Raw genomic sequence first — 13,672 nt, 5'->3', positions numbered from 1 at the left:
TCCGGGGCAGGTCAGATGTCGCAATTGCGGGCGCGGCCCCGATCGAGGCTTTGGAGCCGTTCGTCCTTGTGGAATGAGGCGGGCCTATGTTAGCCAACCGCCGCGAAATTCAGCCCAAATCGGGTAAGGAGACACTTTGATGACCAACGGTAACGGCACGCCTCCCGACGCGGCCCAGGCTCCCCAGCTCAACGTGCTGGCGCAATATACCAAGGACCTCTCGTTCGAAAATCCGAACGCGCCGAGCTCGCTCCAGCAGCAGAGCCAGCCGCCCCAGATCAACATCCAGATCAATGTCAACGCCAGCAACCTCAGCGAAACCGAGTTCGAGGTGACGCTGGCGGTCGAGGGCAAGGCCGAAACCGCGGGCAAGGTGATGTTCTCGTTCGAGCTCGCCTATGCCGGCGTGTTCCGCATTGCCAATGTGCCGAAGGAGAACCTGCACCCGCTGGTCATGATCGAGTGCCCGCGACTGCTGTTCCCGTTCGCCCGCGAAATCATCGCAACGGCGGTGCGCGACGGCGGGTTCCCGCCGCTGATGCTGGACCCGGTGGACTTCGTCGGTCTGTATCGCCAGAACATGGAACGGCAAATGGCCGCCGGTGGCCAGGTCGGCCAGGCCTAACCAGCAGGCGTGGCAGCTGGAGCGGGCAAAAACTCGTTCCAGATCGCCTTTTCGCCCATCGTCGCGATGAAGGCCCGATGGGCCTCGCGCTCGGCGTCTGACACCCGCGGCGCAAGCGGCACGGGCCGCTGCCGCCGCGGTGTATCGCTGCCGGCATTCACGCGAATCTCCTGGGCTTCCGATGCCAGCAGGAGCTGCGACTGCCGCGCCCCGACCAGATCAACATAGACTTCCGCCAGCAGCTCGGAATCGAGCAGCGCGCCGTGCTTGGTGCGGTGCGAATTGTCGATCGAATAGCGCGAGCAGAGATCGTCGAGCCGGTTCGACACGCCCGGATGCTTGCGGCGCGCCAGCAGCAGCGTATCGACCAGCCGCTCACGCGGGATCGCGGCGCGCTTGATCCGGTCGAGCTCGGCATTGATGAAGCTGATGTCGAAGGAGGCGTTGTGGATCACCAGCGGCGCGTCGCCGATGAAGGCCAGAAAATCGTCGACCACCTCGTGGAACAGCGGCTTGGTCGAGAGAAATTCGGCCGACAGCCCGTGCACCGCGAAGGCTTCCGCCGGCATGTCACGCTCGGGATTGATATAGACGTGATAGGTCTGTCCCGTCGGCATGCGATTGAAAATCTCGACGCAGCCGATTTCGACCAGGCGATCACCGCGCAACGGATCGAGGCCGGTGGTTTCGGTATCGAGAACGATTTCACGCATGTTCTAAGAGATCTGAGATGCCGGTGTGGACAGCGAATCAGGCTCGCCGCTGCGGCATCTTAACGACCTCGGTCAGGATGTGCGTGATTTGCGCGCGCACCGGCTCAAGTCCGTGTGAGGTATCCACCACGAAATCAGCCCGCTTGCGCTTTTCGGCGTCGGGCATCTGCTTGGCTATGATGGCATCGAGCTTGGCCTCGTCCATGGTTCCGCGCGCCAGCACGCGCTCGCGCTGCAGTTCGGGCGAGGTCGAGACCACAACGACCGCGTCGACCCGTTTCTCGCCGCCGGTCTCGAACAGCAAGGGAATATCCAGGACCACCACCGGCGCCCTGGCGGCTTCCGCGTCAGCAAAGAATTTTTGCCGGGAGGCGCCGAGCATCGGATGGACGATCTGTTCCAGCTGCTTGATCGCGGCGGGATCATGAACGACGCGCGCGGACAGTTTGGGCCGGTCGACCTTGCCGTTCGCGGTGGTGCCGGGGAAGGCGGCCTCGATGGCGGGCGCGGCCTCGCCTTGATAGAGTTGATGGACGGCCGCATCGGCGTCGTAGACGGGAACGCCGGCCTCCGCGAACAATTTCGCGGTGGTGGATTTGCCCATCCCGATCGAGCCGGTCAGTCCGAGAATCCGCATCGGCGCAAAACCATCCCTGTCAGTCACACCGCAATTAGCTGTTCGCGCCGCAGGAACGCAAGCAGCGCCAGCAGCGGCAGGCCCAGAACGGTGAAATGGTCCCCCTCGATGCGCTCGAACAGATGGATGCCGAGACCTTCGAGCTGATAAGCGCCGACGCTCGTGGTGACGGCGTCGCCTGCGGCATCGAGATAGGCTGACAGCTCAGCGTCGGACATTGACCGCATGGTCATGCGTGCGACCGAGACATCCTCGAAGACGATCCTGCCGTCATGTGCGACGGCGACGGCGGAATTCAGCTCGTGCGTGTTACCGGAGAGATCGTGCAATTGCGCCAACGCCTGTGCGCGGCCGGCGGGCTTGTTGAAGAGACGATCCCCCAGCGCCAGGGTCTGGTCGGCACCGATCACATGGCTTCCGGGACGATGGACTGAGACCGCGTTTGCCTTCTCGCGTGCCAGCAGCAGGGCAATCTCGCGCGGATTCGAAAGTTTTGACGCGGCCTGAATGCCGCGTTCGTCGACATCAGCCGTCACCGCCTCGAAGTCGAGCCCGGCGTTCGCCAGCAGCATTTTGCGCGCGCTGCTCTGCGAGGCCAGGATCAACGGAGTTTTGCCGCGCCACAAAGCCATCTCGAACGCTATTCCGAGGGCCGGTTGCGCTGGCGATCGCTATAGAGCTTCATGATAGCGGCTGCGGTTTCCTCGATCGAACGCCGCGTCACGTCCAGCAACGGCCAATCGTGCTTGGCGCTCAGCTTGCGCGCAAAGGCGACCTCCTCGGTGACCGACTGCCTGTCGGTATAGCTGTCGCTGCCGGATCCCGATTCGGCGCCCATGGAGAGCAGGCGGTTCTGACGAATCTGGATCAAACGCTCCGGCGTCGCGTGCAGGCTCACCACCAGCGGCCGGGTCAGCGTCTCCAGTTGCGGCGGAACGGGAATGCCGGGAACAAGCGGCACGTTGGCCGTGCGGATGCCGCGGTTGGCGAGATAGATCGACGTCGGCGTCTTGGAGGTGCGGGACACACCGACCAGGACGACGTCGGCTTCCTCGAGCCCTTCGACGTGCTGGCCGTCATCGTGGATCATCGTGTAGTTCAGCGCGTCGATGCGCTTGAAATATTCGGCATTGAGCACGTGCTGCGCACCGACGCGACCGGTGGTCGCGGCGCCGAGATAGGCTTCGAACAATTGCATGACCGGGCCGATGATCGAGAGGCTCGGCACGTTGATCGCCTTGCACTTGTCCTCGAGCCTGGAGACCAGGTCCTTCTCCAGCAGCGTGAACAGCACGATGCCAGGGGCTTCCTCGATCTCGTCGAGCACACGGTCAAGCTGCTTCTGGCTGCGCACCAGGGGATAGACATGTTCGACCGGCGTGACGTTGGCATATTGCGCGGCGACGGCGCGCGCGACCGTGATCAGCGTTTCGCCGGTGGAGTCGGAGACCAGGTGCAGATGGAAATAATTGTTCGAGGTCGGCACAGAAACCCTTTGTATGGAGTCGGTGTGATCTGTGGATTTCTGTGGACCTTAACCTCTCGGAAAGGGTTGTGCGACACCAGGGGCGGGACAAGTGCCAATTTTCTTCACATCACTGCCCGTCAGAACAAGTCCGAAGCCCCGCCGACATGGAAACGGGACGGCGCGGATAACCCCCTTGATAAGCTGCCGACAGGACGGCGCAAGCCATTGAAGCTGGCTGACTTATCGAACGGCGCGAGAACCCGCTGGGATATGTTGATGGATGTGAACAAGCGCATGTGAACTTGCGGACGGAATTGCGTGAGTCCAATCCACGGTCACATAGACTCAAACCTTAAGAATCTAAGATTCTAGATTTGAGGAAGGTCCTGCGGGCGGATATGTGTGCAGGTGAGACCTTAACGAGTTCTTACTATCCCCAGACCGCCTGATGGCTGGGCAAAGGATGCCCGGACATGTTTGAAGACGTCTATCTCTGGATCAAGGCGCTGCACGTGATCGCGGTCATCTCCTGGATGGCCGGCATGCTCTATTTGCCCAGGCTGTTCGTCTATCATTGCGAGGCCGAGATCGGCTCGAAACAGTCCGAAACCTTCAAGATCATGGAACGCCGCCTGTTCAAGGCGATCATCAATCCTGCCATGATTGTCACCTGGCTCGCCGGGCTTTATCTCGCCTGGGCCGGCCATTGGTTCAGCTTCGGCTGGCTGCACGTCAAACTGGCAATGGTGCTGGCGATGTCCGCGGTCCACGGCTTTTTTTCCCGCTGGGTTAGGGATTTCGCCGCCGACCGGCGCCCGCACAGCCAGAAATTCTTCCGTATTATCAATGAGGTGCCGACCGTCCTGATGATCATCATCGTCATCATGGTGATCGTGAAGCCGTTCTAGGCGAAATTCCAGGCAGGAAACGTGAAGGATCGCTCAGCGCTTCGGCTTGCGGAGTGGAAAGCGATTTTCTATACTGGCGATATCCCACCCAACGCAGGCGGATGTGGTTGTGTCCGAGCTCTTTTAAAGGCCGGACACCGCATCAGGTTTGAAGCCCCCACCGGCACTTAACCTTGCCAGACCTGCGGACCTTACCTTCTCACGTCCGCATTTCAGAGCCTCCTCGCACCCCCTCCCAAGGTTACCCCACAGGACCACCCCAATGCGGGAAATTAAACTCCAGGACCTCAAGTCGAAGACGCCGGCCGAGCTCGTCTCGTTCGCGGAAGAGAATGGGGTCGAGAATGCCAGCACCATGCGCAAGCAGGAGCTGCTGTTCGCCATCCTCAAGCAGCTTGCGCTCGCAGAAACCGACATCGTCGGCGAGGGCGTCGTCGAGGTGCTGTCCGACGGCTTCGGCTTTCTCCGCTCGCCCGATGCCAATTATCTGCCGGGCCCAGATGATATCTACGTCTCGCCTTCGCAGATCCGCCGCTTCGGCCTGCGCACCGGCGACACCATCGAAGGCCATATTCGGAGTCCGAAAGAGGGCGAACGTTATTTCGCGCTGCTGAAGGTCAACACGCTCAATTTCGAGGACCCGGAAAAGGCCAAGCACAAGGTCAATTTCGACAACCTCACGCCGCTGTTTCCGAATCAGCGTTTCCGCATGGAAATCGACGATCCGACGCGGAAAGACCTTTCTGCACGCGTGATCGACATCGTCGCGCCGATCGGCAAGGGCCAGCGCGCGCTGATCGTGGCGCCGCCCCGCACGGGTAAGACCGTGCTGATGCAGAACATCGCGCATTCGATCACTGCGAATCACCCGGATTGCTACCTGATCGTGCTGCTGATCGACGAGCGTCCGGAAGAAGTCACTGACATGCAGCGCTCGGTGAAGGGCGAGGTCGTATCGTCGACCTTTGACGAACCGGCCGTGCGTCACGTCCAGGTCGCTGAGATGGTGATCGAAAAAGCCAAGCGCTTGGTCGAGCATGGCCGCGACGTCGTCATCCTGCTCGATTCGATCACGCGGCTTGGCCGTGCCTACAACACCGTGGTGCCGTCGTCAGGCAAGGTGCTGACCGGCGGTGTCGACGCCAACGCGCTGCAGCGGCCGAAGCGCTTCTTCGGCGCCGCCCGCAACATCGAAGAGGGCGGCTCGCTGACCATCATCGCGACGGCGCTGGTCGATACCGGCAGCCGCATGGACGAAGTCATCTTCGAAGAGTTCAAGGGCACCGGCAACTCGGAACTCATCCTGGACCGGAAGGTCTCGGACAAGCGTACCTTCCCGGCGATCGACATCTCGCGCTCCGGCACCCGCAAGGAGGAGCTCATCACCGATCCGCAGGTGCTCAAGAAGATGTACGTGCTCCGCCGCATCCTGAATCCGATGGGCACGATGGATGCGATCGATTTCCTGCTCGACAAGCTGCGCTCGACCAAGAGCAATTCCGAGTTCTTCGACTCCATGAATACCTGAGTCAGAATGCAGCAAAACATCAGAGGGCGCCTTCGGGCGCCCTCTTTTCTTGCGGCGTTGCTGCGGGAAATGCGCAGCATCGCGGTGGAGGTGCCGCGCAGCCGAAGTTCTTGTAACAGTTTGATATTTCAAGAAAATAGTTGCCTTGGTGCGAGCCGAAACGGACTTGAGGCTGGGAAGACGTGCTGCAGTATGTGTTGCATTGCAGCAAAGACGACGCGCCGTTTGCCTTTTCGCCTGGAGGCGGACAAATAAGCCATGCACCCGCGAGATCAGACCATCTTTGCGCTGTCGTCCGGCCGTCTGCCGAGCGCGATCGCCATGGTGCGCGTGTCGGGCCCGCGGGCCAGCCTGGTGCTGACGAACCTCGCGGGCGAATTGCCGGTGCCCCGGCAGGCCAGCCGCCGGCTGCTGCGTGACAGTGCTGGCCAGCCGATCGACGACGCGATCGTACTCTGGTTTCCGGGGCCGGGCAGTGCGACCGGCGAGGACGTCGCCGAATTTCATGTCCATGGCGGCCGCGCTGTGCTGGCCGCGCTCCTCGCAGCGATTTCTAATATTCCGAATACTCGCGCGGCCGAACCCGGCGAGTTCACCCGGCGCGCCTTCGAGAACGGCAAGCTCGACCTCATCGAAGCGGAGGGCCTCGACGATCTGATCCACGCCGACACCGACCGCCAACGTCGCCAGGCACTGCGCCAACTGCGGGGCCTGCTCGGCGATCGCGCGCGCGACTGGCGCGAGCGCATCATCGAAGCCTCGGCACTGATCGAAGCCGGAATCGATTTTTCCGATGAAGGCGATGTGCCCGCGGAATTGAGGGCGCCGGCCGTGAAGGCGATCAAAGCGCTGTACGATGAGATTGCAAAGGTCCTTGCGGCACAGGGACATTCTGAACGCCTGCGCGACGGCCTGGTGGTCGCGATCGCGGGCGAGCCGAATGTCGGAAAATCGACGTTGATGAATCAGCTCGCCCGCCGCGACGTGGCGATCGTCTCGCCCCACGCCGGCACCACGCGCGACGTGATTGAGGTGCAGCTCGATCTCGATGGCTATCCCGTTACCGTCATCGACACGGCCGGCATTCGCGAGACCGACGATCCCGTCGAGCAGGAGGGCGTGCGCCGCGCGCGAGCGCGCGTCGATGACGCGGACCTCGTCCTTTGGCTGGTGGACGGAAAGGGAGCCGATGATCCCGCGACGAAATCGCGCAATCGGCCTGGGGGCCCGGTCTGGGTCGTGCGCAACAAGATCGATCTCGGAGGGGTGGGGGCCCAGGGCGAGTTCGCAATTTCGGCAAGCCGCGGCGATGGCATTCCTGAATTGGTCGAGTCCCTCGTGAAATTCGCTGCGGACTTCTTCGGAACCAGTGAAGGGGCATTGCTGACCCGGGCTCGTCAACGAGATTTGTTGAGCAGGGCCTCGGGCAGCTTGCGCCGGAGTCTGGCGCTTGTAGAAGATGGCGAAGAACTCGCCGCCGAAGAGCTGCGTGCCGCCGCCTATGCCCTCGGTCGGCTGCTGGGGCGGGTCGACGTCGAGGACGTCCTCGGGGCCATCTTTCAGAAATTCTGCATTGGAAAGTAGTCCTAGTTCTTTAATGTAGAACTAGCTCTTGTTCCATTCCTTGTCGGTTCACGTGAAACATGGGAGCGGACCGCTTCGTTTCACGTGAAACACCCGCGCGCCGCTGCGGTTGTTCGCGATGCTCCATCCCCCCGTTCGAGGAGCTCTTTGACGAAGCAATCCAGAATCTCCTGCCGAGGGATTCTGGTTGGTTCAGCGCAAAGACGCGTGCGGCACGCCTCAACGGCTCATGCCCAGCGTCGGCCTCCGCCGGCTTGTTTCACGTGAAACACGGCCCGCGCTCCCCCTGTCTATGGGGTGTCACGAAACCGCCCCGCCTGCCGCGGTGCCGTTTCACGTGAAACGCCGTCTCACCCAGTTTCCACTTCCGGCTTTCCGCCCTCTGAGCTAGAAGTGCGCCCATGCGATCAGAGCGAGAGATTTACGACGTCATCGTCATTGGCGGCGGCCACGCCGGCTGTGAAGCCGCGGCTGCGGCCGCCCGAATGGGTGCTGCGACCGTTCTGGTGACACATCGTTTCGCCACGGTTGGCGCGATGTCCTGCAATCCTGCCATTGGTGGTCTCGGTAAGGGCCATCTGGTTCGTGAGGTTGATGCCCTCGACGGCCTGATGGGCCGGGTCGGCGATGCCGGAGGCATCCAGTTTCGGGTGCTGAACCGCCGCAAGGGTCCCGCAGTCCGAGGTCCGCGGGCCCAGGCCGACCGGAAGCTTTATGCCGCCGCGATGCAGACGGCGATCCGGGAGACCGCTGGTCTGTCGGTGATCGAAGGCGAGGCCGACGAACTGGTCGTGACCGATGGCCGGGTCACGGGGCTGCGCTTGGCTGACGGCCGTGAGCTCCGGGCAGGGGCTGTGGTTGTCACCACAGGCACCTTCCTGCGGGGTCTGATCCATCTCGGCGAGAAGAACTGGCCCGCCGGACGGGTCGGCGAGGCCCCCGCGATGGGTCTTTCCACGTCCTTTGAGCGTGCCGGCTTCACACTGGGACGGCTGAAGACCGGCACTCCACCACGTCTTGATGGCTCGACCATCGACTGGTCTGCGGTCGAGATGCAGCCCGGAGACGAGCCGCCCGAGCCGTTTTCGGTCATGACCGAGCGGATCACGTCCCCGCAGATCCAGTGCGGGATCACCCGGACGACCTCAGCGACCCACGAGGTGATCCGGGCCAATGTCCATCGCTCTCCGATGTACTCCGGCCAGATCAAGAGTTCGGGACCGCGCTATTGTCCCTCGATCGAGGACAAGATCGTCCGCTTCGGCGACCGCGATGGCCATCAGATCTTCCTGGAGCCGGAAGGGCTGGACGATACGACCGTGTATCCCAACGGCATCTCGACCTCGCTGCCGGAGGAGGTCCAGCTCGCGATCCTCGCCAACATTCCCGGTCTGGAGCAGGTGAAGATGGTCCGTCCGGGATATGCCATCGAATACGACCACATAGATCCCCGCGAGCTCGATCCGACCCTCCAGACCAAGCGACTGCGCGGTCTCTTCCTGGCGGGACAGATCAACGGCACCACGGGATATGAGGAAGCTGCCGGGCAGGGCATCGTGGCCGGCCTGAATGCGGCACTCTCAGCCAGTGGTGCTGCGTTGACGGTGTTCGACCGCGCCGACGGCTATCTCGGCGTCATGATCGACGACCTCGTGACCCGCGGCATCAGCGAACCCTATCGAATGTTCACCTCGCGGGCCGAGTATCGGCTGACCTTGCGGGCCGACAATGCCGATCAGCGCCTGACGGAGAAGGGGATCGCTCTCGGCTGCGTCGGCAGTGCCCGAACCCAATTCCACCGAACCAAGATGGATGCCTTAAACAGGGCCCGAGCTCTCTCGAAGTCCCTGACCATCACCCCGAACGAGGCGATCAAGCACGGATTGTCTCTGAACCGGGATGGTCAGCGACGCTCGGCCTTCGAGCTGATGGCCTATCCCGATATCGGCTGGCGCCAGGTCCGGGCGATCTGGCCGGAGCTGTCCGCTATCGACGCGGTGATCGCGACCCATCTCGAGACCGACGCCAAATACGATGTCTATCTGGAACGCCAGAGTGCCGACGTCGAGGCTTTCAGGCGCGACGAGGGAATGGTGCTGTCGGAGGTCGACTACAGCCAAGTCCCCGGTCTCTCCAACGAGGTCCGGGCCAAGCTGGAGAAAGCGCGGCCGTTCACGGTCGGCCAGGCCGGCCGGATCGACGGCATGACGCCGGCCGCACTCGGCATCCTTGCGGCCTATCTTCGCCGCGAGGCGCGTAAGTCGACCAAAGCAATCGCATAGGCGTTTCACGTGAAACAGCGCGGATCGGGCGGGGACAGGCCGCTATCGCGACGACCCGGAGCCGGCGAGGGCGCCACGCGTCGATCCGATCCGGGGTCGGCCAAGCCGAAGATCGACAAGGCCGCCGCCAACGATCAGGCGCTTGATTCCATCATCGCCGCCGACAAGCGCGCGGCGTTGAAGCTCGCGCCTGTTTCACATGAAACGGAGGCTCGGCTCGATCGCTACGTCACGCTGCTGCGGGAGTGGCAGGTCAAGACCAATCTGGTCGCGCCCTCGACCTTGCCGCAGCTCTGGACCCGGCACATCGCCGACTCACTTCAGCTCGTCGATCTCGCACCCTCAGCGACACGCTGGGCCGACCTCGGCAGTGGTGGCGGCTTTCCCGGCGTCGTGTTGGCTTGCGCCATGGCGGGGACTCCAGGTGCGAACGTCCACCTCGTCGAGCGAATCGCCAAGAAGGCCGCTTTTCTGCGCGAAGCTGTTCGCATCACCACATCTCCGGGAGTCGTACATCTCGCCGAGATCGGGGATAATGTGGATAGAATCACCGGCCCTGTCGATTGCGTCACCGCTCGCGCGCTAGCTCCGCTACATCAGCTCATCGGCTTTGCGGAGCCGCTGCTGCGTCAAGGCGCAAAGGCGTTATTTCCAAAGGGCCAAGATGTAGAGGCTGAATTGACCGAAGCCGCTAAATATTGGAATATTCAGCCGCAACTCCATCGCAGCAGGACGGGCGGTGGCTGGATCGTCGAGCTGACTTCAGTTGAACGGCGCGCCTGAGGCGCTCAGGGGTTGAGTTGGGGAATTTCGATGACCGTAATTGACGTGCCGCAGCAAGATCAGACGGACCCAGAAAAGGCCGACGTTCCCCATGGTCACCCGCGCATCCTGGCGCTGGCGAATCAGAAGGGCGGCGTGGGCAAGACAACCACTGCGATCAATCTCGGCACGGCACTCGCGGCGATTGGCGAGCGCGTCCTGATCGTCGATCTCGATCCGCAGGGCAACGCCTCGACCGGCCTCGGCATCGATCGCCGCAACCGCTCATGCTCGACCTACGACGTGCTGATCGGCGAAGCCCCGCTGCGCGAGGCGGTGGTCTCGACCGCGGTGCCGCGGCTGCATATCGCGCCCTCGACCATGGATCTCTCCGGCCTCGAACTCGAGCTCGGCACCACCCCCGGACGCGCCTTCAAGCTGCGCGATGCGATCGGGGCGCTCAACAACAACGTCTCGCCTGAGGCCGACTACACCTACGTGCTGATCGACTGCCCGCCTTCGCTGAACCTGCTCACGGTGAATGCGATGGCTGCGTCGGATGCGATCCTGGTGCCGCTGCAGTGCGAGTTCTTCGCGCTCGAAGGTCTGTCGCAATTGCTGCAAACGGTGGAGCAGGTGCGCTCGACGCTCAACCCGAACCTGTCGATCCACGGCATCGTGCTGACCATGTTTGACTCGCGCAACAACCTCTCCAACCAGGTCGTCGCCGATGTCAGGCAGTTCATGGGCGAGAAGGTCTACAAGACCATGATTCCGCGCAACGTCCGCATCTCGGAAGCGCCGTCCTACGGCAAGCCGGTGCTGGTCTACGATCTCAAATGCGTCGGCAGCGAAGCTTATCTGCGGCTCGCCACCGAAGTGATCCAGCGCGAGCGGGAGCTGCGCGTCACGCATTGATCCAACACCGATGCATAAGGTGGGTTAGCCGAAGGCGTGATCCACCAGTCTACCACCACAGTCGAAGCAATGGTGGGTTACGCTCCGCTAACCCACCCTACCTTCCACGATTCGAAATTCAGTTCTGGAGTGCTGCAGCGTGAATCCAAGGGAGCTGGCGATGGCCGATGAAGCGCGTTCGCGACTGGGCCGAGGTCTTGCGAGTCTGATCGGTGACGTCGGCGGCGAAGCTCAGCACGTCGACCGTCCACGCGCGCAGCGCAAGGTACCGATCGAATTCATCAAGGCCAATCCGCGCAATCCGCGCCGCACCTTTTCGGACACCGAGCTCAAGGAGTTGTCCGAATCGATCAAGCAGCATGGCGTGATCCAGCCGATCGTGGTCCGTCCCGTGAAGGGCGCGCAGGATCGCTTCGAGATCATTGCCGGCGAACGGCGCTGGCGCGCCTCGCAGATGGCCGGTCTGCATGAAGTTCCGATCGTGCCGGTCGACATCAGCGACAGCGATGCGCTGGAATTCGCGATCGTCGAGAACGTGCAGCGCGAAGACCTCAACCCGATGGAAGAGGCGCTCGGCTATCATGCGCTCGCCAACGAGTTCAAACGCAGCCAGGACGACATCGCAAAGGTCGTCGGCAAGAGCCGCAGCCATGTCGCCAACATGATGCGGCTGACCAAGCTGCCGGCGGAGGTGCAGACCCTGATCACCAGCGGTGAGCTGACGGCGGGTCACGCCCGCGCCCTGATCGGCGTGCCCGATCCGCTCGCCGCCGCCAAGCGCATCGTCGCGGAAGGCCTCAACGTCCGCCAGGCCGAAGCGCTCGCGCATGAAGAGGGCGTGCCGGAGCGCAAGCCGCAAAAGACGCGCACCACCGCGGCCAACAAGGAGAAGGACCCGGATACGATCGATCTCGAGAAGCGCGTCAGCGATGCGCTCGGCCTCAGGGTGACAGTCAATCACCGCGACCCCGGCGGCTCGGTCCAGATCAACTACCGCAACCTCGATCAGCTCGACGAGGTGATGAAGCGGCTGGCGAAGGGCGCGCTGTAGGCGCGTCCCTGGTGTCGTACTGGCGCGCAGGCTCCATCCACTCGTGCGAGCGCAGCGAAGCAGTCCAGAGTCCCTCCGCGGAAAGATTCTGGATTGCTTCGCCACGTTCGCAATGACGTGGGCGAGAGTTGCGCTCCCGATGAGCTGAAGAGCGTCGGCCTTACCCCCGCCGCTTCGCATTCGCGGCGATCGCCATCAGCGTGCGCTGGGCGATGGCGGCGGCGAGCGTCGATTGCTTGCGGGTGTCGAGTGCGGCGGTCGCAAGCTGCTCGATGATGGCGGCGAGCCGCGTCACGCTGAAATTGCGCAGCGCCGCCTCCACCGCAGGCTTTCGTGAAAAATGCAGCCGCGGATAACCGCTATCGAGCACGGCCGAGGCCGGCGTGCCGTCGGCGATCGCGAGCGCCGACTTGTGCAGCCACGCGGCCTGGCGCTGTGCGGCCGAGATGATCAGGCCGGGATAGGTGCCGGCGATCATGGCCTTTGCGAATTCAGTCTCGACGATGTCGGGCCGGCCGGCGAAGGCGCCGTCGACGATCGGATCGAGCTTCAGCTCGGACGCGTCGGCGACCACGGACATCACGTCCTCAAGCGTGATCTCGCCCTTGCCGTGGGCGTAGAGCGTGAGCTTGCGCAGCTCGTTGCGCGAGGCCTGGCGGTCGCCGCCAAGGAAGGACATCAGCGCGGCGCGGGCATCCTGCGCGATGCGCAGATTGGCGATGCGGAGCTCGTCCTCCATCAGCTTCGCGAGATCGCGCTCGGTGTCGGGATAGCAGCCGATCGCCACGGCGGTCTTGGCCTTCTCGCAGGCCTTGCGCAGCGGCGATTCCGGCCGCAGCTCGCCGGCCTCGATCACGATGCGGCAATCCTTCACGTTCATCTCGCACAGTGTGTCGACGCCGCTGGCGAAGCTGCGCGAACCCGCGCGGATGCGAATGGCGCGGCGGCCGCCGAACAGCGGCACGGTCATGGCTTCATCGACCAGGCGCGAGGGTTCGGCGGAGAGCTCGTCGCCATCGAGCTTCACCAGCGAGAAGGGATCGTTGGGATCGTCGACGGCGGATGCAATCAGGGCGTCAGCACGCTCGCGCACGAGGCCCGCATCAGGGCCATAGAGCAGGACGACCGGCCGCCCCGCATCGGGCCGGGCCAGGAAGGCGTCGATCTCTTTTCCGCGCAGCGCGACCATGTTGCTC

The 13,672-nt window shown here is 63.1% G+C and carries 13 protein-coding genes; 8 read left to right on the top strand and 5 right to left on the bottom strand.

All coding sequences use genetic code 11. From position 1 onward, the window contains the following. The first annotated feature begins 139 nt into the window (after positions 1 to 139). On the top strand, positions 140 to 625 hold the full coding sequence (gene secB, locus ACVW16_RS17845) for a protein-export chaperone SecB (RefSeq protein ID WP_456700446.1): 486 nt from the start codon (positions 140 to 142) through the stop codon (positions 623 to 625). On the opposite strand, the gene dnaQ is transcribed toward secB, so the two are convergent. The 4 genes from dnaQ to ACVW16_RS17825 are packed head-to-tail and all read right to left on the bottom strand — an operon-like array spanning position 622 to position 3,461. After that, a complete protein-coding gene (gene dnaQ, locus ACVW16_RS17840) occupies positions 622 to 1,338 on the bottom strand; it encodes a DNA polymerase III subunit epsilon (RefSeq protein ID WP_456700445.1) in 717 nt (238 codons plus the stop codon). The genes secB and dnaQ overlap by 4 nt on opposite strands. 37 nt (positions 1,339 to 1,375) lie before the next feature. Continuing rightward, positions 1,376 to 1,975 (bottom strand): dephospho-CoA kinase, encoded by a 600-nt coding sequence (gene coaE, locus ACVW16_RS17835; RefSeq protein WP_456700444.1) that lies wholly within the window; start codon positions 1,973 to 1,975, stop codon positions 1,376 to 1,378. Positions 1,976 to 1,998: 23 nt separating this feature from the next. Next, the gene (locus tag ACVW16_RS17830; protein WP_456736821.1) at positions 1,999 to 2,607 is read right to left on the bottom strand and encodes a Maf family protein; all 609 of its coding nucleotides are present in this window, start codon (positions 2,605 to 2,607) and stop codon (positions 1,999 to 2,001) included. An 8-nt stretch (positions 2,608 to 2,615) separates the two neighbouring features. Continuing rightward, positions 2,616 to 3,461 carry a pyruvate, water dikinase regulatory protein gene (locus ACVW16_RS17825; RefSeq protein ID WP_456736822.1) on the bottom strand — a complete coding sequence of 282 codons (846 nt, stop codon included), beginning with the start codon at positions 3,459 to 3,461 and terminating at the stop codon, positions 2,616 to 2,618. Between the two features lie 455 nt (positions 3,462 to 3,916). Between ACVW16_RS17825 and hemJ the strand changes: the two genes are divergently transcribed. From hemJ to ACVW16_RS17790, 7 genes are all read left to right on the top strand, one after another. Further along, positions 3,917 to 4,351 carry a protoporphyrinogen oxidase HemJ gene (gene hemJ, locus ACVW16_RS17820; protein ID WP_456736823.1) on the top strand — a complete coding sequence of 145 codons (435 nt, stop codon included), beginning with the start codon at positions 3,917 to 3,919 and terminating at the stop codon, positions 4,349 to 4,351. A 262-nt stretch (positions 4,352 to 4,613) separates the two neighbouring features. Then, positions 4,614 to 5,879, top strand: a complete 1,266-nt coding sequence (rho, locus tag ACVW16_RS17815) for a transcription termination factor Rho (RefSeq protein ID WP_092232423.1) — start codon at positions 4,614 to 4,616, stop codon at positions 5,877 to 5,879. Positions 5,880 to 6,137: 258 nt separating this feature from the next. Further along, positions 6,138 to 7,463, top strand: coding sequence for a tRNA uridine-5-carboxymethylaminomethyl(34) synthesis GTPase MnmE (mnmE, locus tag ACVW16_RS17810; protein WP_456736824.1), 1,326 nt, complete (start codon positions 6,138 to 6,140; stop codon positions 7,461 to 7,463). Between the two features lie 401 nt (positions 7,464 to 7,864). Beyond that, positions 7,865 to 9,745: a tRNA uridine-5-carboxymethylaminomethyl(34) synthesis enzyme MnmG gene (mnmG, locus tag ACVW16_RS17805; protein ID WP_456738980.1), complete on the top strand. Its 1,881-nt coding sequence runs from the start codon at positions 7,865 to 7,867 to the stop codon at positions 9,743 to 9,745. Between the two features lie 9 nt (positions 9,746 to 9,754). Further along, complete coding sequence (gene rsmG, locus ACVW16_RS17800; RefSeq protein WP_456736826.1) at positions 9,755 to 10,528, top strand: 16S rRNA (guanine(527)-N(7))-methyltransferase RsmG; 774 nt, start codon at positions 9,755 to 9,757, stop codon at positions 10,526 to 10,528. Positions 10,529 to 10,558: 30 nt separating this feature from the next. Further along, complete coding sequence (locus ACVW16_RS17795; RefSeq protein WP_456700437.1) at positions 10,559 to 11,425, top strand: ParA family protein; 867 nt, start codon at positions 10,559 to 10,561, stop codon at positions 11,423 to 11,425. Between the two features lie 160 nt (positions 11,426 to 11,585). Next, the gene (locus ACVW16_RS17790; RefSeq protein ID WP_456736827.1) at positions 11,586 to 12,476 is read left to right on the top strand and encodes a ParB/RepB/Spo0J family partition protein; all 891 of its coding nucleotides are present in this window, start codon (positions 11,586 to 11,588) and stop codon (positions 12,474 to 12,476) included. 160 nt (positions 12,477 to 12,636) lie between these two features. Here ACVW16_RS17790 and holA read toward each other — a convergent pair whose 3' ends face one another. Further along, positions 12,637 to 13,665 (bottom strand): DNA polymerase III subunit delta, encoded by a 1,029-nt coding sequence (gene holA, locus ACVW16_RS17785; protein ID WP_456738263.1) that lies wholly within the window; start codon positions 13,663 to 13,665, stop codon positions 12,637 to 12,639. Between the last annotated feature and the right edge of the window lie 7 nt (positions 13,666 to 13,672).

The sequence above is a fragment of the Bradyrhizobium sp. USDA 4474 genome (assembly GCF_054057515.1).
This window is presented reverse-complemented; position numbering and strand designations above follow the sequence as displayed.

Excerpts from the sequence above, each read along its gene's own strand:
- secB (WP_456700446.1), top strand. The coding sequence starts at position 140 with ATGACCAACGGTAACGGCACGCCTCCCGACGCGGCCCAGGCTCCCCAG.
- dnaQ (WP_456700445.1), bottom strand. The coding sequence starts at position 1,338 with ATGCGTGAAATCGTTCTCGATACCGAAACCACCGGCCTCGATCCGTTG.
- coaE (WP_456700444.1), bottom strand. The coding sequence starts at position 1,975 with ATGCGGATTCTCGGACTGACCGGCTCGATCGGGATGGGCAAATCCACC.
- ACVW16_RS17830 (WP_456736821.1), bottom strand. The coding sequence starts at position 2,607 with ATGGCTTTGTGGCGCGGCAAAACTCCGTTGATCCTGGCCTCGCAGAGC.
- hemJ (WP_456736823.1), top strand. The coding sequence starts at position 3,917 with ATGTTTGAAGACGTCTATCTCTGGATCAAGGCGCTGCACGTGATCGCG.
- rho (WP_092232423.1), top strand. The coding sequence starts at position 4,614 with ATGCGGGAAATTAAACTCCAGGACCTCAAGTCGAAGACGCCGGCCGAG.
- mnmE (WP_456736824.1), top strand. The coding sequence starts at position 6,138 with ATGCACCCGCGAGATCAGACCATCTTTGCGCTGTCGTCCGGCCGTCTG.
- mnmG (WP_456738980.1), top strand. The coding sequence starts at position 7,865 with ATGCGATCAGAGCGAGAGATTTACGACGTCATCGTCATTGGCGGCGGC.
- ACVW16_RS17795 (WP_456700437.1), top strand. The coding sequence starts at position 10,559 with ATGACCGTAATTGACGTGCCGCAGCAAGATCAGACGGACCCAGAAAAG.
- ACVW16_RS17790 (WP_456736827.1), top strand. The coding sequence starts at position 11,586 with ATGGCCGATGAAGCGCGTTCGCGACTGGGCCGAGGTCTTGCGAGTCTG.
- holA (WP_456738263.1), bottom strand. The coding sequence starts at position 13,665 with ATGGTCGCGCTGCGCGGAAAAGAGATCGACGCCTTCCTGGCCCGGCCC.